This is a genomic window from Streptomyces sp. NPDC046931 (assembly GCF_040644655.1).
In the GTDB taxonomy this organism is placed as follows: Bacteria; Actinomycetota; Actinomycetes; order Streptomycetales; family Streptomycetaceae; genus Streptomyces.
In genome coordinates, this window is sequence record NZ_JBEYWX010000006.1 from 63894 (window position 1) to 87733 (window position 23840).

General features: G+C 72.8%; 19 protein-coding genes and 1 pseudogene. 9 read left to right on the top strand and 11 right to left on the bottom strand.

The genetic code is table 11. The features are described from left to right. Positions 1-44 precede the first annotated feature (44 nt). Complete coding sequence (mptB, locus tag ABZ876_RS13985) at positions 45-1433, top strand: polyprenol phosphomannose-dependent alpha 1,6 mannosyltransferase MptB (protein WP_361779248.1); 1389 nt, start codon at positions 45-47, stop codon at positions 1431-1433. Then, positions 1430-2788, top strand: coding sequence for a glycosyltransferase 87 family protein (locus ABZ876_RS13990; RefSeq protein WP_361779251.1), 1359 nt, complete (start codon positions 1430-1432; stop codon positions 2786-2788). The genes mptB and ABZ876_RS13990 overlap by 4 nt, the downstream gene beginning before the upstream one ends. Before the next feature lie 35 nt (positions 2789-2823). On the opposite strand, the pseudogene ABZ876_RS13995 reads toward ABZ876_RS13990, so the two are convergent. Together ABZ876_RS13995 and rho are read right to left on the bottom strand one after the other, a co-directional pair. Then, positions 2824-3699, bottom strand: a pseudogene (locus ABZ876_RS13995) (serine hydrolase); the annotation flags it as partial. Between the two features lie 106 nt (positions 3700-3805). Continuing rightward, positions 3806-4945, bottom strand: a complete 1140-nt coding sequence (gene rho, locus ABZ876_RS14000; protein WP_361779254.1) for a transcription termination factor Rho — start codon at positions 4943-4945, stop codon at positions 3806-3808. A gap of 370 nt (positions 4946-5315) precedes the next feature. Between rho and ABZ876_RS14005 the strand changes: the two genes are divergently transcribed. Continuing rightward, positions 5316-6560: a cytochrome P450 gene (locus ABZ876_RS14005; RefSeq protein ID WP_361779257.1), complete on the top strand. Its 1245-nt coding sequence runs from the start codon at positions 5316-5318 to the stop codon at positions 6558-6560. Positions 6561-6606: 46 nt separating this feature from the next. On the opposite strand, the gene ABZ876_RS14010 is transcribed toward ABZ876_RS14005, so the two are convergent. Beyond that, on the bottom strand, positions 6607-7755 hold the full coding sequence (locus ABZ876_RS14010) for a glycoside hydrolase family 19 protein (protein ID WP_361779260.1): 1149 nt from the start codon (positions 7753-7755) through the stop codon (positions 6607-6609). A 192-nt stretch (positions 7756-7947) separates the two neighbouring features. Here ABZ876_RS14010 and ABZ876_RS14015 point away from each other — a divergent pair, with 192 nt between their 5' ends. Beyond that, on the top strand, positions 7948-8715 hold the full coding sequence (locus ABZ876_RS14015) for a class I SAM-dependent methyltransferase (protein ID WP_361779263.1): 768 nt from the start codon (positions 7948-7950) through the stop codon (positions 8713-8715). Here the strand turns inward: ABZ876_RS14015 and ABZ876_RS14020 are convergent. From ABZ876_RS14020 to ABZ876_RS14045, 6 genes are all read right to left on the bottom strand, one after another. Beyond that, a complete protein-coding gene (locus ABZ876_RS14020; RefSeq protein WP_361779266.1) occupies positions 8693-9427 on the bottom strand; it encodes a GntR family transcriptional regulator in 735 nt (244 codons plus the stop codon). The two genes, ABZ876_RS14015 and ABZ876_RS14020, sit on opposite strands and share 23 nt — an antisense overlap. Before the next feature lie 128 nt (positions 9428-9555). Beyond that, positions 9556-10722 carry a serine hydrolase domain-containing protein gene (locus tag ABZ876_RS14025; protein WP_361779269.1) on the bottom strand — a complete coding sequence of 389 codons (1167 nt, stop codon included), beginning with the start codon at positions 10720-10722 and terminating at the stop codon, positions 9556-9558. A gap of 166 nt (positions 10723-10888) precedes the next feature. Then, positions 10889-11854: an acetylxylan esterase gene (locus ABZ876_RS14030; RefSeq protein ID WP_361779272.1), complete on the bottom strand. Its 966-nt coding sequence runs from the start codon at positions 11852-11854 to the stop codon at positions 10889-10891. 103 nt (positions 11855-11957) lie between these two features. Continuing rightward, entirely contained in the window at positions 11958-12542 is a 585-nt protein-coding gene (locus tag ABZ876_RS14035; protein WP_361779275.1) for a hypothetical protein, read from the bottom strand. A 475-nt stretch (positions 12543-13017) separates the two neighbouring features. Then, the gene (locus ABZ876_RS14040) at positions 13018-13776 is read right to left on the bottom strand and encodes a ferredoxin reductase (protein ID WP_361779934.1); all 759 of its coding nucleotides are present in this window, start codon (positions 13774-13776) and stop codon (positions 13018-13020) included. Positions 13777-13783: 7 nt separating this feature from the next. Continuing rightward, entirely contained in the window at positions 13784-14389 is a 606-nt protein-coding gene (locus ABZ876_RS14045; protein ID WP_361779278.1) for a sulfite oxidase-like oxidoreductase, read from the bottom strand. Positions 14390-14623: 234 nt separating this feature from the next. Between ABZ876_RS14045 and ABZ876_RS14050 the strand changes: the two genes are divergently transcribed. Then, positions 14624-15547 (top strand): NADP-dependent oxidoreductase, encoded by a 924-nt coding sequence (locus ABZ876_RS14050; protein ID WP_361779281.1) that lies wholly within the window; start codon positions 14624-14626, stop codon positions 15545-15547. Next, entirely contained in the window at positions 15544-16263 is a 720-nt protein-coding gene (locus ABZ876_RS14055) for a GNAT family N-acetyltransferase (RefSeq protein WP_361779284.1), read from the top strand. Before ABZ876_RS14050 ends, ABZ876_RS14055 begins: the two co-directional genes overlap by 4 nt. Before the next feature lie 63 nt (positions 16264-16326). Here the strand turns inward: ABZ876_RS14055 and ABZ876_RS14060 are convergent, their stop codons facing one another. Continuing rightward, positions 16327-16731: a MarR family winged helix-turn-helix transcriptional regulator gene (locus ABZ876_RS14060; protein ID WP_361779937.1), complete on the bottom strand. Its 405-nt coding sequence runs from the start codon at positions 16729-16731 to the stop codon at positions 16327-16329. A 356-nt stretch (positions 16732-17087) separates the two neighbouring features. Between ABZ876_RS14060 and ABZ876_RS14065 the strand changes: the two genes are divergently transcribed. The 3 genes from ABZ876_RS14065 to ABZ876_RS14075 all read left to right on the top strand — a co-directional run bounded on the left by ABZ876_RS14065 (position 17088) and on the right by ABZ876_RS14075 (position 20628). Then, positions 17088-17864 carry a putative protein N(5)-glutamine methyltransferase gene (locus ABZ876_RS14065; RefSeq protein ID WP_361779287.1) on the top strand — a complete coding sequence of 259 codons (777 nt, stop codon included), beginning with the start codon at positions 17088-17090 and terminating at the stop codon, positions 17862-17864. 169 nt (positions 17865-18033) lie between these two features. Then, positions 18034-20049: an NADPH-dependent 2,4-dienoyl-CoA reductase gene (locus tag ABZ876_RS14070; protein WP_361779290.1), complete on the top strand. Its 2016-nt coding sequence runs from the start codon at positions 18034-18036 to the stop codon at positions 20047-20049. Positions 20050-20082: 33 nt separating this feature from the next. Continuing rightward, a complete protein-coding gene (locus ABZ876_RS14075; protein WP_361779292.1) occupies positions 20083-20628 on the top strand; it encodes a PadR family transcriptional regulator in 546 nt (181 codons plus the stop codon). 170 nt (positions 20629-20798) lie between these two features. Here ABZ876_RS14075 and ABZ876_RS14080 read toward each other — a convergent pair whose 3' ends face one another. Continuing rightward, on the bottom strand, positions 20799-23828 hold the full coding sequence (locus tag ABZ876_RS14080; RefSeq protein WP_361779295.1) for a SpoIIE family protein phosphatase: 3030 nt from the start codon (positions 23826-23828) through the stop codon (positions 20799-20801). Between the last annotated feature and the right edge of the window lie 12 nt (positions 23829-23840).

Below are 23840 nucleotides of genomic sequence, written 5' to 3' on the forward strand. Positions count from 1 at the left end.
GCCTACCGGCCATCCGGTGTTGACACGCTTGCCGAGTGTTGGCCATGGCTTTCCCCGTCGATCTCCGCCGCTGCCAGGCTCTCGGTCTGGCCGGTACCGCCTTTCTAGCGTTGGGCGGTGAGACCGCCGGGGCCCTGCCGGTCGCGGATCTGGTCTCCCCGGAGTCCGGGCGCGCCGCCCTCGGGCTGGTGGGGGTCTACTTCGGTGTGGTGCTGCTGATCGCGGCGTGGGCGCTGCTCGGCCGGGTGATCCGCGGACCCGAGCCGCCGACGCCGCGCGCCCTGCTGCTGGTCCTCGCCGTCTGGGCGGCACCGCTGCTGCTCGCACCGCCCCTGTTCAGCCGGGACGTCTACAGCTACCTCGCGCAGGGAGCCATGGTCGACGCCCATATCGACGTCTACGCACACGGACCCGCACAGCTCGGCGGACCGCTGGCCAACGAGGTCGCGCCGGTGTGGCGGGACACCGCGGCCCCGTACGGGCCGGTCTTCCTCGTCGTCGCCTCCGCACTCTCCGGCCTGACCCGCGGCCAGCTGCCGGCCGGGCTGCTGGGCATGCGGCTCGTCGCGCTCCTCGGCGTGGGCCTGATGGCGGCGGCGCTGCCCCGGCTGGCCCGGCAGTGCGGGGCCGACCCGGCCGCCGCGCTGTGGCTCGGGGCCCTCAACCCCCTGGTGCTGCTGCATCTGGTCGCCGGCGCCCACAACGACGCCATCATGCTGGGCCTGCTCGGTGTCGGCCTGCTGGCCGCCCGCGGCCGGCTGCACCTCCTCGGTGTCGTGCTGATCACGCTCGCCGCACTGGTCAAGGCCCCGGCCGCGCTGGGTCTGCTGGCCGTGGTCGCGTTGCGCCGGCACGTCGGCGTCGTGCGGGCGGTGGCGACGACGGCGGCCGCCGCGCTCTTCACGACGGTGGTGGCCACGGCGGTCGCCGGTACGGGCTACGGCTGGGTGGCGGCCCTGAAGACGCCCATCTCCCCGCACAACTGGTCACCCACCAGCGTCCTCGGCCGGGTCACCGGACGTCTGCTCGACGACCTCGGCAGCGGCCTCGCGCCCCTCGCGACACCGGTCTGGCACGCGGCCGGGCTGCTGGCGACAATGATCGCCGTGCTGTTCATCTGGCTGCGGCTGCGGCCCGCCCCGGTGTACGCGCTCGGCCTCAGCCTCGCCGTCGTGGCCGTTCTCGGCCCCGCGATCCGCCCCTGGTACGCCCTGTGGGGGCTGTTCCTCATCGCCGCCGCCGCCCCCAGCACCTCCGTACGCCACCGGGTGGCCGCCGCCACCGCGGTCCTCGCGCTCGCCGTGCTGCCGAGCGGCGGACCCCCGGACCTCGCCCAGGTACTGCTGGCCGTCTCCGGAGGCGCACTCGCGGTCGTGGTGCTCTGGCAGGCGCATCAGGCCGCCCAGGCGCCGGTGCTCGGACGGACCGCGTGAGAGCGCCGCGCACCGAGCGGGGCCGGCTCGCCCTCGTGCTCGTCCTCGCCGCCGCCGTCGCCGTCTTCACCGCCACGGTCCCGCTGCTGCGCGGCTGGTTCGACCTGCGCGTCTACTACGGGACCGTGCACACCTGGATCCACCACGGCGGGCGCATCTACGACTACCGGGTGCCGGGGACCACATACGGCTTCACCTATCCGCCGTTCGCCGCCCTGAGCATGCTGCCCATGGCGTTCGTCGGGCTGGGCACCGCCATCGCCCTGGCACTGCTGCTGAACCTCGCGGCCGCCGCCTTTGTGCTGTGGATCCTCGCCGGCCGGGAACTGCGCGTCCACGGCTGGTTCGGCTGGGCACTGGCCGCCTGTGCCCTGGCGCTGCTGGAACCCGTCCGCGACACCGTCAGCTTCGGCCAGGTCAACCTGCTGCTGCTGGCGCTCGTGCTCACCGACGCCTGGCTGCTGTCCACCGGGCGCGGGCGCTGGGCCGGGGCCGCGATCGGACTCGCGGCGGCCGTGAAACTGACGCCCGCCCTCTTCATCGGCCTGCTGCTGCTCGCACGGCGCTGGCGGGCCGCGGCGCTGGCGACCGCCGTCGCCGGCGCGGCGACGGCGGTCGCGGCCTGGGCGGCACCGGACGCTTCCCGCTTCTACTGGACGCACGCTCTCTGGGACACCAGCCGCGTGGGCCGCCTCGACTACGTCTCCAACCAGTCCCTCCAGGGCATCCTCGCCCGGCTCGCGGCGCCCGACGCACCGAGCCGGGCGGCCTGGGCGCTGGCCGTGGTGCTGGTCCTGGCGGTCTGGGGCCGGCGCACGCGCCGTGCGCTGCGGGCCGGCGACTGGCAGGCCGCCTTCGCTCTCACCGGGCTGGCCGCCTGCCTGGTCAGTCCCATCACCTGGGTGCACCATCTCGTCTGGCTGCTGCCGTCCTTCGCCGTGCTGCTGCGCGGACGCCGGCTGCGGATCGCGGCCGCCCTGTACGCGGTGCTGTGCAGCAGTGTGGTCTGGCTGTGGTTCGACGACGCGTCCGGCATCGACGGCTTCCTCGGCAGCAACACCTACACATGGATCACCCTCGGGCTGCTGCTGGGGCTGCCGGCCGGTCAATCGAAGGGCGAGCGCCAGCGTCTGAGCCACAGCGCCAGCGCGACCGCCGCGCCCACGCTCGCGCCCGCCGCACCCGCCAGCACCACGCTCACGGGCCCGGCCGCCTCGCGGGCCGCCGCCGGGGCCGTCCTCGGCAACGGACCGGCGCGCGACACGGCCGGCCGGTCGGCCGGCAGCGAGCCGACCGGTGTCACCCGTCCGGCGGCGGCGAACCCCCAGTCGAGCAGCGAGCGCGCCTCCTCGTAGACCGCGAAACCGCCGCCCTCCTGAGGGTTCATCACCGTCACCACGAGGGTGCGTCCGGCGCGGTGCGCGGCGGCCACGAGGGTGTTGCCGGCGCGGCTCGTGTAGCCGTTCTTGATGCCGATCAGGCCCGGGTACGGCTGGACGCCGTTGCGGCCGGTCAGCAGCCGGTTGGTGTTGGCGATCTCGTACGTGCCGCCGCCGTCGCCGGGGAAGCTCGACTCGGCGGTGGCACAGTAGCGTGCGAACTCCGGGTTCTTCAGCCCGGTTCGCCCGAACACCGCGAGGTCGTACGCGGACGAGACCTGTCCGTCGGCGTCGTACCCGTCGGGAGAGACCACATGGGTGTCATATGCGCCCAGCGCGCGGGCCTTGGCCTGCATCTGGCTGACCGTGGTGCGCACACCGCCGTTGAGGGCGGCCAGTACGTGCACGGCGTCGTTGCCGGAGTTCAGGAAGACGCCCCTCCACAGGTCGCTGACCCGGTAGGTGTCCCCCTCCCTGATCCCGACGAGGCTGCTGCCGGGTCCGACGTCCGCCAGCTCCCGCGCGCTGACGGTGTGCCGGGTGTCGGCGGGCAGGCCCGGCAGCACGGTGAGGGCGAACAGCGTCTTCAAGGTGCTGGCCGGCGGCAGCGGGCGGTGCGCGTCGTGCGCGGCCAGCACCTCGCCGGTGCCGGCGTCGGCGACCAGCCACGACAGCGCCGAGACCTCCGGGAGTCGGGGTACGCCGGGGCGCTGCCGTACCTGTGTTCCGGACGTGTACAGGAGGGAGGGCCCGGGGGCCGGGGGCCGTGGAGATCCGTAGTCGGTTCCCGCGACGGCGACGGCGGAGGGAGGCGGGAGGGCCGCCGTCCAGGCCGCGCCGAGAGCGCAGCAGGAGACGACGACGCGGGACGTGAATCCGATGGTCATACTCGCCACCGTAGGAACGGTTACGGGGCCCGTGCCCCGGCAGCGTGGGCCGAGTGGGGGGCCGGGGCACCCGGATGCCGCACGCCGGGGCCCGCCCGGCGGGCCGTCATCCGGCCGGCAGCGTGGGCTGGACCCGGCGCAGGAACGTCGCGTTGTCGGGGGTGGCCCGCATCCGCTCCAGCAGGGTCTCCAGATTCGCCTGGCCGTCACGCGACTTCAGGGCGCGCCGCAGTCCTCGTACGGCCGTCAGCTCGGCCGTGGACAGCAGGAGTTCCTCGCGGCGGGTGCCGGATGCGGCGATGTCCACGGCCGGGTGGATCCGGTGGGAGGCAAGGGCCCGGTCCAGCCGGAGCTCCATGTTGCCCGTGCTCTTGAGCTCCTCGAAGAAGAAGTCGTCGGCGCGGGAACCGGTCTCGACCAGGGCGGTGGCGAGGATGGTGAGGGAGCCGCCCTCCTCGGCCAGACGGGCGGCGCCGAAGAGCCGCTTGGGGCCCTGGAGGGCGGCGGCGTCGACACCGCCGCTGAGCGTGCGGCCACCGGCGGCGGCCGCGTTGTTGTGCGCCCGGCACAGCCGGGTCAGCGAGTCGAGCAGGACGACGACGTCCTGCCCCTGCTCGACGAGCCGCTTGGCGCGCTCGACGACCAGTTCCGCGAGCGCGATGTGCTCCTTGGGCGTCCGGTCGAACGTCGAGGCGTACACCTCGCCGCGTACCGAGCGCCGCATGTCGGTCACCTCCTCGGGCCGCTCGTCCAGCAGCACCACCATCAGACGGCATTCGGGGTGGTTCCCGGCGACGGCCGCGGCGATCTGCTGGAGCAGCACGGTCTTGCCGGTCCTCGGCGGGGCGACGATCAGCCCGCGCTGACCCTTGCCGACGGGCGAGAGGAGGTCGACGACGCGCCCGGACAGACCCGCCGCGGGATGTTCGAGCCGCAGCCGCTCGCGAGGGTGCAGCGGGGTGAGGTCCGGGAAGTGCGGGCGTCCGCGCAGTTCGTCGGGGGAACGGCCGTTGATCCGCGCCACCTCGGTGAGGGCTCGCCCGACGCCCTCGCCGACGAGCGTGTCGCCCTTGCGCAGACCGTGGCGGCGGATGAGGGCGGGGGAGACCTGGAGGTCGGCGGGCGAGGCCTGGCAGCTGCCGGCACGCAGATGCCCCTTCCCGCCGTGGTCGATGTCGAGGACTCCGGTGACGGTCTGCGGGGTGCGCTGGCGCTCCATGGGAGGGCGTTCGAGTGTGGTGGTCATATGAGGTCCTTTCAGAAGGAACACTGGAGGAAGGAGGGGGAAGAAGCCGGGAGGTGGCATGCTCACGCCTCGCTCGGCGGGGAACATCACTTCGGACACGGCGGTCACCGCACTGTCCGCGAGATGTGCAGGAATGCCGGTGCGCCGGTCGTGGGCGACGGCGGACGGATCGGCGGACCCAGGAGAAAGGCACCGGCGCCCGGAACCGGGCGTACACAGGTGCTGACCGCACTGTAGCACTCGACGGGCGGGTGCGGGTCCATGCACTGCTCTCAACGTATGGGCGGTGCCATCTGTTCCCGCCTCCCGATCCCGGGCAGAATCGCTCGTCGTACGGCGTCAGCCCGTTCCCCGCGACAAGGAGTCACCGGTGGACATCTCCTCCGCCGCACCACACCGCCCCGACCCTTCCGGCGGCTGCCCGCACGCCGACAATGCGCGTCTGCTCGCGCGCGGGGCGGTCACGCCGGTCCTGCTGCCCGGGGAGGTCGAGGGGATGGCCGTCCTGGGGCACGAGGCGCTCAGGGAATTCCTCGCGCATCCGGATGTCGCGAAGAACGCACGGCACTTCACCGCCCTGCGCGAGGGGCGGATCGCCGAGGGCTGGCCGCTCATGACCTTCACGGTCGTCCAGGGGATGACCACCGCGGACGGCGACGACCACCGGCGGCTGCGGTCGCTCGTCAGCCGGGCGTTCACGGCCCGGCGGGTCGCGGAACTGCGCCCGCGCGTCGAGGAGTTGACCGAGTCCCTGCTCGACGAGCTGGAGCGGGCGGCCGCGTCCGGCGGTGGAGTGGCCGATCTGCGGCGGCACTTCGCGATGCCCCTGCCGATGGGGGTGATCTGCGAGCTGCTCGGTGTGGAGGACCGCTACCGGGACCGGCTGCACCGGCTGTCCAGCCAGATCGTCGCCACCGACATAGGTCCCCGCCAGGCCATCGCCGCCAACCGGGAACTGGTCACCGTGCTCGGGGAGATCGCGGCCGCCAAGGCCGGGCGTCCCGGTGACGACCTCACCAGCGCGCTCATCGCAGCCCGCGACGAGGACGGCGACCGGCTCAGCGAGCAGGAACTGATCGGCACGCTGACTCTGATGATCGTCGCCGGACACGAGACGACACTGAACCTGATCACCAACGCCGTACGGGCCCTGTGCGGCCACCGCGACCAGCTGGAACTCGTCCGCAAGGGGCAGGCGGGCTGGGACGACGTCGTCGAGGAGACCCTGCGCTGGGACGCGCCCGTCAGCTACTTTCCCTTCCGGTACCCCCTGCGCGACCTGACCGTGGACGGGACGGTCATCCCCAAGGGCACACCCGTGATCGCCGCATACTCGGCCGCCGGGCGCGACCCGGCCGTGCACGGTGCGGACGCCGAACGGTTCGATGTGACCCGGCCCGGGCGGGACGGCACCGTGCGGCATCTCTCGCTCGGGCACGGTGCGCACTACTGCCTGGGAGCGCCCCTGGCGCGCCTCGAGGCCGGGATCGCGCTGGAGCGCCTGTTCACCCGCTTCCCGGACCTGGAACTCGCCGTTCCCGCGGCCGGGCTGACCCGCCATGCGAGCTTTGTGAGCAACAGCGTACGCACGCTGCCCGTGCGCCCGCGGCCCTGAGACGGGCTGAGGGGGCCGGGATGGCACCCCGGCCCCCTCAGCGTGCTCAGCAGTACAGGTTGGACCCGGGGCTGACGCCGAGGATGGCGGTGAACCGCTGATAGGCGTCCACACGGCTCTGCACCTGGGCGGGGTTCCGTCCGTCGCACTCCAGGGAGCCGTTGATGCTGCGGATGGTCTGCCCGAAGCCGGCCTGGCCGACCATGGCGTTGTGGGGGGTCATGGTGCCGGGGCCGGACTGCGTGTTCCAGTACCACAGTCCGGTGCGCCAGGCCACGGCCGGGTCGTTCTGCACCAGCCAGGGGTTGTGCAGAAGGTCGATGCCGAGCGCGTCACCCGCGGCCTTGTAGTTGAAGTTCCAGCTGAGCTGGATGGGGCCACGCCCGTAGTAGGCGGCCTGTCCGGCCGGGCAGCCGTAGGGCCGGCTCCAGTCGCAGTAGGTGGGGTAGTTGGCGGTGTTCTGCTCCACCACGTAGACCAGACCGCCGGTCTCGTGGCTGACATTGGCCAGGAAGGCCGCGGCCTCCTGCTTCTTCACGGTGTCGCTGCCCGTGTTGGCGAAACCGGGGTAGGAGCTGAGGGCCTGTACGAGACCGCTGTAGGTGTAGAACCCATTCCGGTTCGGGAACATCTGGTTGAACTGGGCTTCGGTGACCACGAATCCGGAGGGGGCCGGGTTGCCGCCGCTCGCGGGGGCGTTCCACTTCTGGTTGGCCGCGCCCGAGCAGCTCCAGATCTGAAGGCGGGTGCTGTCGGCCGGGTTGTTGTCACGGACGTCCAGGCACTTGTTCGAGGCCGGATTGACGATGTCGTGGGCCGCGGAGACCACCCACTGCTGGTTGGCGCCGCCCGAGCAGTCCCACAGCTGCACCGCCGCCCCGTCGGCCGTACTGCGGTCGACGACGTCCAGACACTTGCCGAGCGCCCGCAGGGTGCCGTCGCCGGGGTTGGACCAGAGCTGGGCACCGGTCCCGTTGCAGCCGTAGAGCTGCACGGCGGTGCCGTTGGTGCTGTTGGCTCCCGCCACGTCGACGCACTTTCCGGCCAGGCCGGTGATCCGGCCGTCGGCGGCGTGCGCGGGCGCGGCGGAGAACAGGGCGGCCGCGAGGACCGCCAGGACGGCGCCGACCGTGAACCGGCCGAGGACGGCGCGTATGAGAGGGAATCCTCTGAAGGGAAGCTGGGCCGTGGTCATCGTTGTCGACACCTCGTGGGGGTTGGCCAGGCGGACGTGAACGCCGGTGTATGGAGCCCGACTTGACGACCCGAAAGCTAAAGGTCTGGACCAATCGCGTCAAGAGGTGAAGCGGAACAACGTTGTCAGTGAGGCCATGCACTCAGAAGCCGAACCTCCCCGTACGCCCGCAGTCGTGCCTAAGCTGACAGCATGTTCTCCCCGCACGGCCCCAGCCTCCGCGAGCTGGCCGTTCAGGCACTGTCCTCGGTCCAGCGCGGATACGATCTGCTCGCACCCAAGTTCGACCACACCCCCTTCCGGACCCCGGACACGGTGCTGGACGCCGTCCAGCACGCCCTGGACGCGATGGGGCCCTTCGACCACGGACTCGACCTGTGCTGCGGTACGGGGGCGGGCGTGGACGTCCTGCGCACGGTCTGCCGCGAGAGCGTCACCGGGGTCGATTTCAGCGCGGGCATGCTGGCCGTCGGGCGGCGGCAGGTGCGGGTTGACGGCCGGCCCCGGGTCGCCTGGGTGCGTGGCGACGCCCGTGCCCTGCCCTTCGGCCCCGTCTTCGACCTGGTCGTCAGCTTCGGCGCCTTCGGTCACTTCCTGCCGGGCGAGCTGCCCGGACTGTTCGCGCAGATCCACTCGGTGCTGCGGCCGGGCGGACGGTTCGTGTTCCCGATCGGGGCCCCGTCGCGCCCGGCCTCGCCCTGGTACTGGGTGCTGCTCGGCTTCGACACCGCGATGCGTGTCCGCAACACCCTGTGGCGGCCGCCGTTCGTGATGTACTACCGCGCGTTCCGCTTCGGCGACGTACGGCGTGAGCTGATCCGCGCCGGGTTCACGGTGGAGCATCAGGCGCTGCCGGACTTCGGCCGCCGCCCCGACGGCAGTCCGCGCTGCCGGCTGCTCGTGGCCACGCGGGCGAGCGGCGGCGTCCCGACGGGGTTCAGTCGGCCGCCGGCAGGGTGAACTCGTAGACAAGCGCGTCGCGTTGGGCCTCCACCACGAGATCGGTGATCTCCAGGGGCCGGTCCCACTGGTCGTGCACGCGCCGGGTCACCCGCACGGTCGGCGGCAGCGGAGTGATCGCGTCGCGGTGGTGCAGGGTCAGGCCGGCCGTGCGCATCCAGTCGTAGGCACGCCCGAGTTCGGCCGAGGCCCTGCCGTCCGCCCGGTCACGGTAGCGGTTCAGTTCCGGCACCTCGGCGACGGCGACCGCGGAGAACGAGGTGACGGCCGTGCGCATCCCGCTGCCGTCCGGCGCGGCCGACGCGTAGCGGTGGACGAGTGTGGGCCGCCGTGGCGCGAGGCCCAGCTCCCGGGCGTGCTCCGGGGAGGGGACCTCCCAGGTGACGGTCGCGCGGCCGGGCTCCGCGCCCTGCGCGCCCACCGGAAAGGCCAGCGAGGGGATGTGCTCGGCCGGGGCGCCGGGCAGCACCGCGTGGCTGCCGCGCCGGTCGGTGGTGACCAGCCCGGCGCGGCGCAGAATCTGCAGGGCCTGGCGCACGGTCTCCCGGCTGACCCGGAAGCGCTCGGCCAACTGCCGTTCCCCGGGCAGCCGTTCCCCGGGCGGGATGCCGCCGTCGCGTAACTCGCCGAGCAGCTGGGTGGCGACCCTCCAGTAGAGCGGCTCTTCCCGCGGGTGGGGAAGAGGATGGTCGGATGGGATGGTGCGGGCCATGTCCGCGCCTCCTGGTGACAAGACGTAGCCATGCGGAATCGTTGCGCGACCAGGTCTAGCATTGGTCTAAACCACCAGGAAAGGGTGGTCCGGCACTTCGGCCGAATCCGGCCCGTGCCCCGCCTCCCCTAGAGCGCGCCGTACACGGCGTCGACGAGTGCGGTCTTCCTCGGATCGTCGGCGATGTGCGGGCCCATGCGGTTCATCACATACCCCATCGAGACGCCCGCCTCCGGATCCGCGAGACCGCAGGAGCCGCCGAGGCCGTCGTGCCCGAAAGCCCGCGGATTGGGCCCGTAGGAACCCTCGCGGCCGCTGAGCCAGAGGCCCAGCCCGACCTCCGTGTCCCTGCCGAACCCGGCGCCCAGCACCAGGTCACGACAGCTGCCCTGCCCTTCGCGCACCCGCTCCACGGCCGCGGGAGACAGCACCCGCAGGCCGCCCCAGTCACCGCGCCGGGCGAGGATCCCGTACAGCGCGGCGACCGCGCGGGCCGTTCCGTGGCCGTTGAGCGCGGGCAGTTCGGCGGCCCGCCACCGCGGACTGTTGGCCTCCGCGGCACCGACGGCGGGATTGGTCAGCGCGGCCAGCGCCACGGGCGTCAACCCGGCGAGCAGCGCCGCCTGTTCTCCGCGCTCCGCGGCCCGCGGCTGTGCCAGCTCGGCGGCCCGCCCGGCCTCCTTCTCCGGCAGCCCGATGGTGAAGTCGATACCGAGGGGCCCTGTCACCTCGCGCTCAAGGAACGCGCCCGGCAGCTCTCCCGAAACCCGCCGGACCACCTCACCGACCAGGAAGCCGTAGGTCAGCGCGTGATATCCGCTCCGCGTGCCCGGCTCCCACCACGGCTCGGCCGCCGCGAGTCGCGCGACGGTCAGCTCCCAGTCGTAGAGCTGGTCCACCGAGTGCGGCTCGCGCAGACCGGCGAGACCGGCGCGATGCGACAGCAGATGCCGTACGAGGACCGCCTCCTTGCCCGAGGCTGCGAACTCCGGCCAGTACGCGGCCACCGGGGCGTCCAGGTCGAGCAGACCACGGTCGGCCAGGATGTGCAGGCACAGCGCGGCCGGACCCTTGGTCGTGGACCAGACGTTGACCACCGTGTCGCGCTCCCAGGCCCGGGTGCGTGCCGCGTCCGCCCAGCCGCCCCACAGGTCCACCACCGTCCGCCCGTCCAGCGTGACGGTGACCGCCGCGCCCAACTCCTCGCGCCCGCGGAAGTTGTCTTCGAACGCCGCGCGCACCGCGGCGAATCGCGAATCGCAGTAGCCGTCGATCCGTGGCACGTTCCGGGACATGGGCCCTCCGTGATCCGTCGTGGATGTACCCGGCCGGGGGGCCGGGCACCATGAACATACCGACTGGTCGGACCGCGCGGTACCCGGCGGACCACCGTCGAGGGTGCACTCGGCTGGGAAACGACCAGCGGAGATACGCGGCGAGTTCGGCCCGTCCCCGGCCCCCTCAGAAGCGGGCCGGCAGCCAGCGCAGTTTGACCGCCTCCTGGTGGGGGCCGCCGCCCTCGTGGTCGTTGAAGTCGTAGACCTCGATCGTCTTGTCCTCGTGCGCCCAGGCGTTGAACGCGGCGAAGACCGTGGAGGGCGGGCACGTCTGGTCCTCCAGCGCCGCGGAGAACAACGCGGGTGCCCGGCCGCGCGCGGCGAAGTGCACGCCGTCGAAATAGGACAGGGTCCGCAGCACCCGCTCGGCGCGGCCGCGGTGCGTCTTGAGGTAGCTGCCGATCTCCCGGTACGGGTGCCGGTCCGTGAGTGTGGCCGCGCGCGGGAAGTCGCACAGGAACGGCACGTCGGGCGCGATCGCCACCAGATCCGGTACGAGCCCGCCGACCGCGATCGTGATGCCGCCGCCCTGGCTCGCGCCGACGGCCGCGGTGCGGGAGGCATCGGTCAGCGGATGCGCCCGGGCCGCCTCGACGGCCCGCACTCCATCCGTGAACAGCCGCCGGTAGTAGTACGTTTCGGGCTCCTCGACGCCGCGCGTCATGAACCCGGGGAAGGCCGGCGCACTGCCGACCGGGTCGGGGGTGTCTCCGCCGCCCCAGGCGCTGCCCTGCCCGCGCGTGTCCATCACGAAGTGCGCGAACCCCGCCGACGCCCACAGCAGATGCGTGTGCGGAAGCGCGCGCCCGCCGCCGTAGCCGACGAACTCCACCACGACGGGGAGCGGCCCGTCCGCGGAGGCCGGCACGGTCAGCCAGCCCTTGACCGGGTGGCCGCCGAAGCCGGCGAACGTCACGTCGAGGACCTGGACCGTCCTCAGGCCCGTCTCGACGGGCTCGAAGCGGGCGTCCAGGTCGTGCTCGCGGGCCTCCTGGAGCGTCTTCGCCCAGAACGTGTCGAAGTCCGAGGGTTCCACGGAGGCGCTGCGGTACTCACGGAGCTGGTCGAGCGGCAGGTCGAACAGGGCCATGGGGGACCGCCTTTGACGTCACGGATGTGGATGATCACACCGTACGGTGACGTCCGGGGAGCCGCCAGATGCCGAATCGGCCCGGCACTGGGGCCTCGGCCCGTCACGCCGTGCGCCGCCGCCAGTCCGGGCCGGTCCGGGCCCACTCCGCTTCCCATTCCGCCATGCGGTGCCGCTCGGCGACCCGGCCGACCACGGCGCGGCCCAGGAACACCGCCCCGGCCATGCCGCCCGCCGCCCACACACCGGCCGTCACACCGTGCTGCCACACCGCGGCGTCGCTGGGAGGCGCGGCGACGCCGTGGCCCTTCGCGTCCAGCCACACCCGCACCCGGTCGCCGTGCACCGAGCCCGCAGGCACCTGCGCGAACGTCGTCCGGGTGCCCTTGCCGGGCTCGGTCCAGCGCACCTGGACCCGGTACAGGGGCTGCTTGGCACCCTGACTCGAGGGCGCCACGGCCGGGGCGTCCTCGACGAGAACCGCGGTCACCTGGTGGCGCTGGGAGAGTTGGCCGGTCTGCGTCGCGCGCGCGTCGCCGTACGCCCACCAGCCCACGGCCGCGCCGACGAGCGGCGCTCCGACGCACAGCAGGAGGGCGACGAGAAGCGCCGTCCACGCCTCGACGACATCCGATCGCCGGCGCAGCGGATTGCGCCGCCAGCGCCAGCCGCGCATCCGGGTTCGCATCTCGACCTCCTTGCCGCCACGTCCCGCTCGTGGAGGGGTCGAGCCCCCTGGGGAACCCGCACATCGCCCCCGGCCACGAACAAGGAGCCCCTCGGCGAAGCACCGCGTGACGGCGCCCGCGATGCACCGGCCCGCCACCGAAGGGGCAGGCCGACACGGAACCCCGCCGCCCGCGGTCCACGACGGCGGTGGCCCCTTGAGCCCCGCATCAGGGGTCCGTTCCCGCCGGACCGGCCGCACCCGCCGACCCCTGACCCGGGGACGGCCGCTCACGGACCGGCGCGGACGCGCCACGGAGGCGACGCGGACGCGGCACTGGATGCTTCCGACATGAAACGGCCTTTTATGCCGATTCTCCTCCCCGGCGAAGTTCCCGGCCATGTGGCCCCGAAACCTGGGGCCGGTACGGCGGCGCCGCGCGGCCGGGGCTCCCGGCGAGGCGCGGCGGGACCGTCGGCCGGCATCGTTCGACGGGTCAGCCGAAACGTTCGATACGGATACGGTCCACCGGCTGCCCGGCCTCGACCAGCAGCCGCGAGGCGTGCTCGGCGAACGCGTTGGAACCGCACACATAGGCCTCCCAACCACCGGGAGGCGCCTCGGCCATGAGAGGCGCCACATGGGCGGCGGACATACGGCCCACCGGCACACCTTCGGGTGCGCTGCGGGTGAAGACGGGAGCGGTCTCGGCGCCGTACTCGTCCGCGTAGATCAGATCCCGCGGTCCGCGTGCCGAGACCAGCAGCCGTAGCGGCACGTCCAGGCCGTACGCACGATGGTGGCGCACCATCGACATCAGCGGGACCACCCCCGAGCCGGCGCCGACGAGCAGCGCGGGCCGGTCACCGGGCCAGGCGAAGAAGCCGCTCAGCGGGCCCCGCACCTCGATCCGGTCCCCGGGCCTGGCCACGGTGTGGAACCAGCCGGAGACCTCGCCGCCCTCGACATGGTCCAGGGTCAGCTCGATGTGCCCGCTGTCGCCGGGCGGCGACGCGATCGAGTAGTGCCGCTGGGCCACGTAACCGTCCCCGGCGGTCAGCCGCAGCATCAGGTGCTGCCCGGGCAGATGGGCCGCCCAGCCGGGGACCGCGAACCGGAACGTCGCCGCACGCGCTGTCTCCCGGCGGATCCCGGTCAGCGTCGCGGTCCGCCACACCGCGGCGGTGCTCCCGCTCACGGCGATCCGCCCGGGCACGGCGAACCGGGTGGGAGGCCGGAAACGGCCGGAGGCCATGGTCGTCTCAGTCACCGGAGTACCGCTGCTCCTCCCACGGGTTGCCCCGCGGGTGATAGCCGTTCTGCTCCCAGAACCCCGGCTCGTCGTGATCGAGGATCCGCAGCCCCGCGATCCACTTGGCGCTCTTCCAGAAGTACAGATGAGGCACCAGCAGCCGCGCCGGACCCCCGTGCTCGGCCGGCAGCGGCTTCCCGTCGTACTCGAAGGCGATCCAGGCGCGCCCCCCGGTGAGGTCGGCCAGCGGGAGATTGGCCGTGTATCCGGTGTGGGAGTAGGCGACGGCGTGGGTGGCCGTCGCCCCGGGCCGGGCGATGTCCAGGAACGCGTCCAGCGACACACCCCCGAACCGCACCCCGAACTTCGACCAGCCGGTCACGCAGTGGATGTCGCCGTCGTACGCCGACGCGGGCAGTGCGTGTGCCTCCGCCCAGGTCCAGGTGCGTGGTTCCGCCACCCGGCCGTCGATCCGGAACGACCAGTCCGACGCCGCCAGATCGGGTGTGACCTCCGCGGACAGAACGGGCCAGTCGTCGCCCGCGTCGTACTGGCCGGGCGGAAGCCCGGGGTCGGGGACGCGTGGGCGCCCGGTGAAGCCTCGGGTGACGTGCATGGCGGGGCGGTACCTCTCCGGGCGGCCGGACGGGACCGCCGGCCGTGCGTGATCAGGGTGCGCACTCCACCGTACGCGCCCGCGGACCGTGCCCCGACCCCGGCCATTGCGTGCGGATGAAGTTGCCGGCAGCCGGGAATAGCCGCCATCCGGTCTTCCTTGGCGAGTAGTGGCCGCTGCCGGAGACCTCGAGGACCGGCGGTCCGGCGACAGCGAAGGAGAGTGAGGCAGACCATGCCCAAGGCGTACGCGTACACGCGGTACGGCGGCCCGGATACCGAGACCTTCGTGCACGTGGACGGGCCGAGTCCCGGCCCCGGGCAGATCCTCGCCGCGGTACGCGCGGCGGGCGTGAACCCCGTCGACGGGAAGCTCCGTAGGAGCATGAGAGGCCCCGGCGACACGGGCGAGCCGGAGTTCCCCATCGTCCTCGGCAACGAGGCCACCGGAGTCGGCGAGGAAGTCGGCGAGGGCGTGACCGGGTTCGCCGCCGGTGACGCGGTCTTCGGTAACACCGTGGCCGGCGGATACGCGGAGTACGCCCCGCTGCCCGCCGCGGGGAGCGCGCGCCTGCCGCAGAAGCTGTCCTTCACGGACGCCGCGGTCCTGCCGGTCGCCGCGGCGACCGCGTACGACGGGATCCGCCGGCTCGGCCTGCCCGCCGGCGCGACTCTGCTGGTGACCGGTGCCGGCGGGGGAGCCGGGGTCGCCGCCGTGAGGATCGCCCGTGCCTTCGGGCTGCGTGTGATCGGCACGGCGAGCGAGGGCAAGAAGGAGTTCGTCGAGCAGCTCGGCGCCGTGCACGTCGCGCCGGGCGCGGAACTGGCCGCGCGGGTGCGGGCCGTCGCCCCCGAGGGTGTGGACGGCGTCTACGACCTCGTGGGCGGTGAGGCCCTTCAGGAGGCCGCGACCCTGCTGACCGACCGGTCGAAGCTGCTCTCCGCCGGGGCGCCCCGGGAGATCGAGCGGCTGGGCGGCGCACGCGTGGCACGGGCCCGCACCGCCGCCGTGCTCGACGAGGTCGCGCGCCTGGTGGTGCACGGAGATCTGGACCCCCATGTCGGCCGGACCTTCCCGTCGGAGCGTGCCGGGGAGGCGCTCCGCGCGGTCGAGGAGGGCCACGTCCGGGGCAAGCTCGTGATCGAGGCCGGCGCATGAGGAGCGGCACCCCGCACGTCCTCGACAATCCGGCACTCGCCTCACTCACCGGCCCGCACGCCCACTTCGCCGAGCGTCGGGGCCGCATCCTGCGTTACCCGACGGACGTCTCCCCCTGGGTGGGCCTGCCCGACGATCCCGACACCGACGACTGGGACGACCTCGCGGCGCTCGCGGGTCCGGGCGGGGAGGCTCCGCTGGCCGGTTTCCGGGGCGCGCTGCCGGAGGGGTGGGAGATCACCTTCGACCTGGACGGTGTGCAACTGGTCGACGAGGGGGTGGTAGCCGGCCCCGACCGGGAGGCCGTCCGGCTCACCGCCGCCGACGTGCCGGAGATGCTGGACCTGGTCGAGCGCACACGGCCGGGGCCGTTCCTGCCGCGCACCATCGAACTGGGCACCTACCTCGGCATCCGCCGGGACGGCGCCCTGGTCGCCATGGCCGGCGAGCGGCTGCATCCGCCGGGGTGGACCGAGATCAGCGCCGTGTGCACCGATCCGGCCGTCCGTGGCGAGGGACTGGCGACCCGGCTGATCCTGGCGGTCGCGCACGGCATCCGCGAGCGCGGCGAGACACCCTTCCTGCACACGGGCGCGGGCAACACCGGTGCCATCCGGCTCTACGAGTCCCTGGGGTTCAGGATCCGCCGCAGGACGAGGTTCCTGTCGGCACGGGTACCGGAGCCCTCGGCGGACGAGCAGACCGTGGGCATGTGACCCACGGGGAACGAGAGCGGCGCCGGGCAGACGGTTCTCCGATGCCGGCGCCGCTCAGCCGTGTCACAGATCGGCCGGCGTGGTGGAGTTGTAGCGCAGCAGATACCCCGCGAAACGCCGCAGGTCCTCTTCCGGCCAGCCTGCGAGCCGCTCCCGGAACGCCTCCCGGCGGCTCTCGGTGACCTGGGCCAGGATCCGGGTGCCCGCCTGAGTCAGATGCAGCACCTGGACCCGGTGATCACCCGGATCGGGCCGCCGTTCGAGCAGTCCGGCCCGCTCCAGCGCGGTCACCTGGCGGCTGACCGTCGACTTGTCCAGCGCGTAGTGGTCGGCCAGGTCGGTGGCGCGGCAGCCGCCGCTCTGCTCCAGGTGCCCGAGCAGCGTGTAGGAGACCAGCGAGAGTTCCGGGTGCATGCGGGCGGCCGAGGCGCGGGCGCGCCGGGCGAACGCGGTGAGTTCACGGTGAATGGTCTCGACGGCCGCGTCCGCCGCGGGAGCGGCGGCGTCCCGCTCGGTGCCGGCGGCTGCGCCGGACGCCTCGACTGCCTGCACGGGGCCTCCCTCGGTGGCTACTCAGTTGTAGAGTACAACCGGATTGTGAAGGCGGCCTCCGGCCCCGTCCGCACCGGCAGGCGGCCGGTCACCACTGCTCCTGCTAGGGTGACCGTCCCTGCCGCGGATCGTCCCGGCCGGTGTTGGCAAGGGAGGTGAGACCCATTTCCGCTGTGTCGGCTCGGGCGCTCTCACCTCGAGGCAGCGCGGATCACCGCCGCTAGGTGACCGCGAGAGCGCCCTTTCGGTCAACCGAAAGGCTTCTCGGCTCCATGCCACCCATGTCGCGCTCCCGCGTCGTTACCGCTCTGCGCTCCGCCGGCTGTGTCTTCGCCGAGGACGAGGCGGAGCTGATCCTCCAGACCGCCCGAACACCCGACGAGGCCGCCGCCATGGTCGGCCGGCGGGTCGCGGGCCTGCCCCTCGAACAGGTTCTGGGCTGGGCGGAGTTCCACGGACTGCGCATCACCGTGGAACCGGGCGTCTTCGTGCCGCGCCGCCGCACCGAGTTCCTGGTCCGGCAGGCCCTCGCCGCCGGGCCGGACGCCCGCGTCGTGGTGGACCTGTGCTGCGGCTCCGGGGCGGTCGGCGCCGCGCTCGCCGCCGCACTCGACGGCCCGGAACTGCACGCGGCCGACATCGAGCCGGCCGCGGTCCGCTGCGCCCGCGGCAACGTCGCCGCCTACGGTGGCCGGGTGCACGAGGGCGATCTGTTCGCCGCGCTCCCGGACGAACTGCGGGGCCGTATCGACCTGCTGGCCGCGAACGTGCCCTATGTGCCCACGGACGAGGTGGCGCTGCTGCCGTCCGAGGCCCGGGAGCACGAGCCCCTGGTCGCCCTCGACGGGGGCTCGGACGGCCTGGAGGTCCTGCGCCGGGTCGCCGCGGAGGCGGCGGGATGGCTGGCCCCCGGGGGCTCGCTGCTCGTCGAGACGAGCGAACACCAGGTTCCCCCCGCCGTGGAGGCGTTCACCCGGGGAGGGCTGCGGACCCGGCTCGCGGTTTCAAACGAGTGGTACGCCAACGTCCTGATCGGAACCCGGCCCTGACGTGACGGGGGGAGCGGGCCGGTCCGGTCCGGTGTCCACCGGGATGGCCCGCCCCTCCTCACGGTGGCCGAGGTGGCCCCGCGCCCTGCCCTCAGCCTTGTGCAACTAGTTGCATAAAGGGGCCCTCGTCGTCTACAACAGACGCACGACACGCCGGACGGAGGGCCCCATGAGCCGCTACCCCCATCTGCTGACCCCGCTCGACCTGGGCTTCACCACCCTGCCCAACCGCGTGCTCATGGGCTCTATGCACGTGGGCCTGGAGGAGGCGGAGCGCGGCTTCGAGCGCATGGCCGAGTTCTATGCCGCCCGGGCGCGCGGCGGAGCCGGTCTCATCGTCACCGGCGGCATCGCGCCCAACGAGGCCGGACGCCCCTACGAGGGCGGTGCCAAGCTCACCACCGAGGCGGAGGCCGAGCAGCACTCGGTCATCACCGAGGCCGTGCACGAGGCGGGCGGACGGATCGCGATGCAGATCCTCCACTTCGGCCGGTACGCCTACCACCAGGATCTGGTCGCGCCCAGCGCGCTCCAGGCCCCGATCAGCCCGTTCGTCCCGCACGCGCTCACCGACGAAGAGGTCGAGCGGACGATCGACGACTACGCGCGCGCCGCCCGCCTGGCCCGGCAGGCGGGCTACGACGGCGTGGAGATCATGGGCTCCGAGGGCTACCTCATCAACGAGTTCATCACCGCGGGGACCAACCGGCGCGAGGACCGCTGGGGCGGCTCGTACGAGAACCGGATGCGGTTCCCCGTGGAGATCGTGCGCCGGGTACGCGAGGCCGCCGGCGAGGACTTCATCGTCATCTACCGGCTGTCCATGCTCGACCTGGTCCCCGGCGGCTCCTCCCTCGAGGAGGTCATCGCCCTTGCCAGGGCCGTCGAGGCCGCCGGAGCGACCATCATCAACACCGGCATCGGCTGGCACGAGGCCCGTATCCCGACCATCGCCACCTCCGTGCCGCGCGGCGCGTACGCATGGGTGACCAAGAAGGTCATGGGTGCCGTCTCGGTCCCCCTCGTGACCACCAACCGCATCAACACCCCCGAGCTGGCGGAGCAGTTGCTCGCCGACGGATACGCCGACATGGTCTCCCTGGCCCGTCCGATGCTCGCCGACCCCGACTTCGTCGCCAAGGCGCGGGCCGGGCGCCCCGAGGCCATCAACACCTGTATCGGCTGCAACCAGGCCTGCCTCGACCACACCTTCAGCGGAAAGATCACCTCCTGCCTGGTCAACCCGCGTGCCTGCCACGAGACCGAGCTGGTGCTGTCCCCGACCCGGCTGCGCAAGCGCGTCGCCGTGGTGGGCGCCGGTCCGGCCGGGCTCGCCTGCGCGGTGTCCGCCGCCGAGCGCGGGCACGACGTCACGCTGTACGACGCGGCGAGCGAGATCGGCGGCCAGCTCAACGTCGCCCGCAAGGTCCCGGGCAAGCAGGAGTTCGACGAGACGCTCCGCTACTTCCGCACCCAGCTCGACCTGCACGGCGTGGACGTCCGGCTGGACACCCGCGTCGCCGCCGCGGACCTCGACGGCTTCGACGAGATCGTCGTCGCGACCGGCGTCACCCCGCGCTCCCCCGAGATCCCCGGCATCGACCACCCCCGCGTCCTCGGCTACCTCGACGTACTGCGTGACGGCGCGCCCGTCGGTGACCGCGTCGCCATCCTCGGCGCGGGCGGCATCGGCTTCGATGTCGCCGAGTACCTCACCGACGCCGGTGACAAGGCGAGCGAGGACCCGGCGGCCTACTTCCGCCACTGGGGCGTCGACATGGACTACCGGGCCCCCGGCGGCCTCGCGGCGCCCGAGCGGCCCGCCCCGCCGCGCACCGTCCACCTCCTCCAGCGCAAGACCTCCAAGGTCGGCGCGGGACTCGGCAAGACCACCGGCTGGATCCACCGCACCGAGCTGAAGCACCGCGGCGTCACCATGGTGCCGGGCGTGCGCTACGACCGCATCGACGACCAGGGGCTCCACATCACCGTGGACGGCGAGAGCCTGGTCCTGGAGGTGGACACGGTCGTGCTGTGCACGGGGCAGGAGCCGCGCCGCGACCTGTACGAGGAGCTGACGGCCGCGGGCCGGACACCGCACCTGATCGGCGGCGCCGACGTTGCGGCCGAACTGGACGCCAAGCGGGCCATCAAGCAGGGCACGGAGCTGGCGGCGGCGCTGTAGGAGCGCCGTGCACCGCCTACCTAGGATGGCCCCATGTCACTCCCGCACGCGATCCTGACCGCCCTGCTGGAGAAGCCGTCCTCAGGTCTCGAACTCACCCGCCGGTTCGACAGGTCGATCGGCTACTTCTGGTCGGCGACCCACCAGCAGATCTATCGCGAGCTGGGGCGGCTCGAACACGACGGCCTGATCCGTGCCCTGCCGACCGAGCAGCCGGCCCGCGGGCAGAAGAAGTCCTACGAGGTTCTGCCCGCGGGCCGCGCAGAACTCGCCCGCTGGGCGGCCATGTCGCAGGACCCCAAGCCGATGCGTGATGTGCTGCTGCTGCGGCTGCGTGCCGCGGCCGTGGTGGGGACCGAGGGCATCGAGGCCGACCTGCGCCACCATCTCACCCTGCACCAGCGTCAGCTGGCCGAGTACCAGGAGATCGAGAAGCGCGACTTCGGACCCGGCAGGGACTCGGCGCAGGACCGCATCCAGCACCTCGTGCTGCGGGCCGGCATCGATCTGGAGACCTTCTGGATCCAGTGGCTGTCCCATGCCCTGGACGAGTTCGCAAGGCTGCCCGCTCCCGAATAGCAGTCCCCGCGGCCACCGCCCCGTCGCAACGGCCGCAGGGCCGCGTCACGGGCCTGTCGTCACCGTCCGCTCGGGCGGGAAAGCGCCCCGGCTGCCGTCCGGCGGTTTCGCCCGGATCCCGCACCCGATGCGTGATCCCGGCATCCGGCCGACCCGGCCGGTTCGGGCGCCTAGCTGGGCGAGGGGAGGGGCTGTTCGGTCCAGATGGACTTGCCGGTGCGGGTGTGGCGGGTGCCCCAGCGCTGGCAGAGCGCGGAGATGAGCTGCAGGCCGCGGCCCCCCTCGTCGGTGGCGGAAGTGTGGCGGATGTGCGGCGTGGTCAGGCTGGCGTCGGAGACCTCGCAGATCAGTGCGCGGCTGCGGAGCATGCGCAGCCGGATGGGGCCGTAGGCGTGCCGGATGACGTTCCCGACCAGCTCGCTGACCAGGAGTTCGGTGGTCATGATCAGGTCCTCGTCGGCCAGGTCCCAACGGGTGAGCTGGGCGCGGACCAGGTCGCGGGCCTGGCTCGCCGCCACCGGATCCTCCGGCAACGGCCACTCGGCGACGTTCTCCGCGTCCAGCGGGTGGGTGCGGGCCAGCAGCAGGGCGGCGTCGTCTATCAGCGCGTCATGGGTGGGGAGGAGGGCGGAGGTGAGGGTGGCGCAGAGGGCGTCCAGGTCGGAGGCGTCCGCCGGTGAGGCCGACGTGGCTTTCACGGACTGAAGGAGGACCTCGGCGAGGCGGCTCATGCCGTTCGTGACGTCCCTGTCCTTGCTCTCGACCAGGCCGTCGCTGTAGAGGGCCAGCAGACTGTCGGCGGGCAGCCGGGTCTCGAGGGTTTCGAACGGCGGAGCGGCCACCCCCAGTGGCGGGTCCGAGGCCATGGGCAGGAAGGTGACGGTGCCGTCGGGTTGGGCCACCGCCGGGGGTGGTTGACCGGCGTTGGCGTACGACAGAAGCCGGGTCACCGGGTCGTAGATGCCGTACAGGCAGGTTGCGAAGGTATCGGTGCCGAGCTCGCCGACGATGTCGTTGAGGTGGTTGAGGATTTCGTCGGGCGGCAGCTCCAGCTCCGAGAGGGTACGGACGGCCGTGCGCAGCCTGCCCATGGTGGCGGCCTCGGCCATGCCGTGGCCCATGACGTCGCCGATCACGAGCGCCACCCGGGCCGCGGAGAGCGGGATCACGTCGTACCAGTCGCCGCCCACGTCGGCTCCCTGCTTGGCCGACTGGTAGCGCGCCGCCGTCGTCACCTCGGGCAGCTTGGGCAGCGCCTGCGGCAGCAGGCTGCGCTGGAGCGTATGGGCCCGGGTCGTCGCCTCGTCGTAGAGCCCGGCCCGCTCCAGGGCCTGTGCGATCAGTCCGCTGAGCGCGGTCAGCAGCGTTCGTTCGTCATCGTCCAGCACCCGCGGTCGGCCGAAGCCGATCGCCGCCGCGCCGATCCCGCGCCCCGAGACCGTCAGCGGCAGAAAGGCCCACGCCTGCTTGCCGCCCTCCCGGATCAGGTTCTCGGCCTCCGGGTAACGCTTCAGGAACTCCTCGGGGGAGGAGATGCAGAGGGAGGTGCGGGTGCGCAGGGCTTCCCCCACGGGGTTCGTGCTGTCCCTCACCGTCCACTGCCTGTCCAGCAGTCGGGTGAAGCGTTCCGGATATCCCCGGGAGCCGACCACGGTCAGCCGGTCGCGGACCACGCCGAGCATGACGAGTCCGGTGGCCCCGAGGGGTGTCATCACGCCGTCGGCCACCGCCGCCATCACGTCCTGGGCCGTGACAGCCTCGGCCAGCTCCCGCGTAATCCGCTGCACAAGGGCCGCCCGCTCGGCGGCCGCCCGCTCCGCGGCGGCCCGCTCGGCCTCCCGCAGATGCCGCTCGGTGGTGTCGGTGATATAGACCGTCAGGCCTTCCGGCACCGGCACCAGCCGCAGGTGGTACCAGGACGTCCCGTCCGGCCCCGGTATGTCGAATCCGGCCGGCTGGCCTTCGGCCGCCGTGGCCCGGCACCGTTGCTCCAGCCCCGGCACGGCACGTACGGCGGGAATGTTCCAGAGCAGGGCTCCGGCCACATCTTCCGCTGAGCCGAGGAGCCGCTCGGCGGCCTGATTGAGAAATCCGATGCGCCAGTCCGTGTCCAGAGAGACGAAGCCGTCGCTCAGGTGTCGCAGCGCCCGCCCCACCGACTCGGCGGCGGCGTGCGTCTCGCTGCTGTCCCGGAGGGTGCCGATCACCTTCACCGGCGCCCCCTCTTCGTCCGTGATCGTCCGGGCACGGGCCTCGATCCACAGGTAGGTGCCGTCCTCGCGCCGGATCCGGTACTCGCCCTGGAAGCCGCCGCGCAGCTGGATGCCCGTGTCGAAGCCGGCTACCGCCCTTGGCAGGTCGTCCGGGTGGATCAGCGCTGCCCACGCCTCGATGCCGCCGCTCATCACGTCCGGATCGACGCCGGCCAGCACTTCCTCGACGGGCCGGTCGGAGGTCAGCTCGCCGGTGCGCAGGTCCCAGGTGTACGTGATGGAGGGCATCCCTTTCACGTCCCACAGGGGGGCGGCCTTCTGCGGTCCCGGCTCGTTCTCCAGGGCGCGCAGCAGGGCGGGGGACGGATTGAGGATCCCGGACGACTTGAGCCTCCCGGACATCCAGGCCGCCACCTCGTTCAGAAACGCGCGCTCCGCCGCGCCGGGCTCGGTGCCCGGGGCGAAGAGGATCGAGAGCGCGCCGCGTCGCCGGCCATTGCCAGGAATGGGGACGGCCAGGTGACCGATACCGGCGGGGAACCGGGAAGGCCACAGGGCGGCGGGGTCCCGTCCCGGCACCGGGTCGGGCGGGGCCAGCTCGGGCTGCCAGGCGAGGGTGTCGTTGTGGGCGGCCCTGCTGGGCGGCGCCATGCCCCGTGCCGGGATGATCAGCCAGGGCCGGGTCATCGACTCCGGCAGGCCACTGTCGGCGACCAGGTAGAGGATGCCGCTCATGCCGCCGCCCGGGAGATGCACCATGCCGCCCAGGCCGTGCACCTCGGCCACCGCCTGCTGGAGGGCGGTCAGCAGCACTTCGACATCGCGCCGGTCCTCGCCCACGGCGTCGAGCAGCGACATCCGCATGCGGTGTCGCTCCAGGGGCCGTTCGGTCTGTACGGTCCGCAGGCCCTGCGGTTGGTGCAGCGGATGGGGGGCGCGGGGCACGGACGCGCCGGTGTTGTCCGCATCGCCGCTTCGGGTATTCACCACTGCCGACTG

What these genes read in the sequence shown, in the direction of transcription:
- mptB (WP_361779248.1), top strand. Translation starts at nt 45, where the DNA reads ATGGCTTTCCCCGTCGATCTCCGCCGCTGCCAGGCTCTCGGTCTGGCC.
- ABZ876_RS14055 (WP_361779284.1), top strand. Translation starts at nt 15,544, where the DNA reads ATGAGGAGCGGCACCCCGCACGTCCTCGACAATCCGGCACTCGCCTCA.
- ABZ876_RS14030 (WP_361779272.1), bottom strand. Translation starts at nt 11,854, where the DNA reads ATGGCCCTGTTCGACCTGCCGCTCGACCAGCTCCGTGAGTACCGCAGC.
- ABZ876_RS14025 (WP_361779269.1), bottom strand. Translation starts at nt 10,722, where the DNA reads ATGTCCCGGAACGTGCCACGGATCGACGGCTACTGCGATTCGCGATTC.
- ABZ876_RS14070 (WP_361779290.1), top strand. Translation starts at nt 18,034, where the DNA reads ATGAGCCGCTACCCCCATCTGCTGACCCCGCTCGACCTGGGCTTCACC.
- ABZ876_RS14065 (WP_361779287.1), top strand. Translation starts at nt 17,088, where the DNA reads ATGCCACCCATGTCGCGCTCCCGCGTCGTTACCGCTCTGCGCTCCGCC.
- ABZ876_RS14015 (WP_361779263.1), top strand. Translation starts at nt 7,948, where the DNA reads ATGTTCTCCCCGCACGGCCCCAGCCTCCGCGAGCTGGCCGTTCAGGCA.
- ABZ876_RS14045 (WP_361779278.1), bottom strand. Translation starts at nt 14,389, where the DNA reads ATGCACGTCACCCGAGGCTTCACCGGGCGCCCACGCGTCCCCGACCCC.
- ABZ876_RS14020 (WP_361779266.1), bottom strand. Translation starts at nt 9,427, where the DNA reads ATGGCCCGCACCATCCCATCCGACCATCCTCTTCCCCACCCGCGGGAA.
- rho (WP_361779254.1), bottom strand. Translation starts at nt 4,945, where the DNA reads ATGACCACCACACTCGAACGCCCTCCCATGGAGCGCCAGCGCACCCCG.
- ABZ876_RS14050 (WP_361779281.1), top strand. Translation starts at nt 14,624, where the DNA reads ATGCCCAAGGCGTACGCGTACACGCGGTACGGCGGCCCGGATACCGAG.
- ABZ876_RS14035 (WP_361779275.1), bottom strand. Translation starts at nt 12,542, where the DNA reads ATGCGAACCCGGATGCGCGGCTGGCGCTGGCGGCGCAATCCGCTGCGC.
- ABZ876_RS14010 (WP_361779260.1), bottom strand. Translation starts at nt 7,755, where the DNA reads ATGACCACGGCCCAGCTTCCCTTCAGAGGATTCCCTCTCATACGCGCC.
- ABZ876_RS14075 (WP_361779292.1), top strand. Translation starts at nt 20,083, where the DNA reads ATGTCACTCCCGCACGCGATCCTGACCGCCCTGCTGGAGAAGCCGTCC.
- ABZ876_RS14040 (WP_361779934.1), bottom strand. Translation starts at nt 13,776, where the DNA reads ATGGCCTCCGGCCGTTTCCGGCCTCCCACCCGGTTCGCCGTGCCCGGG.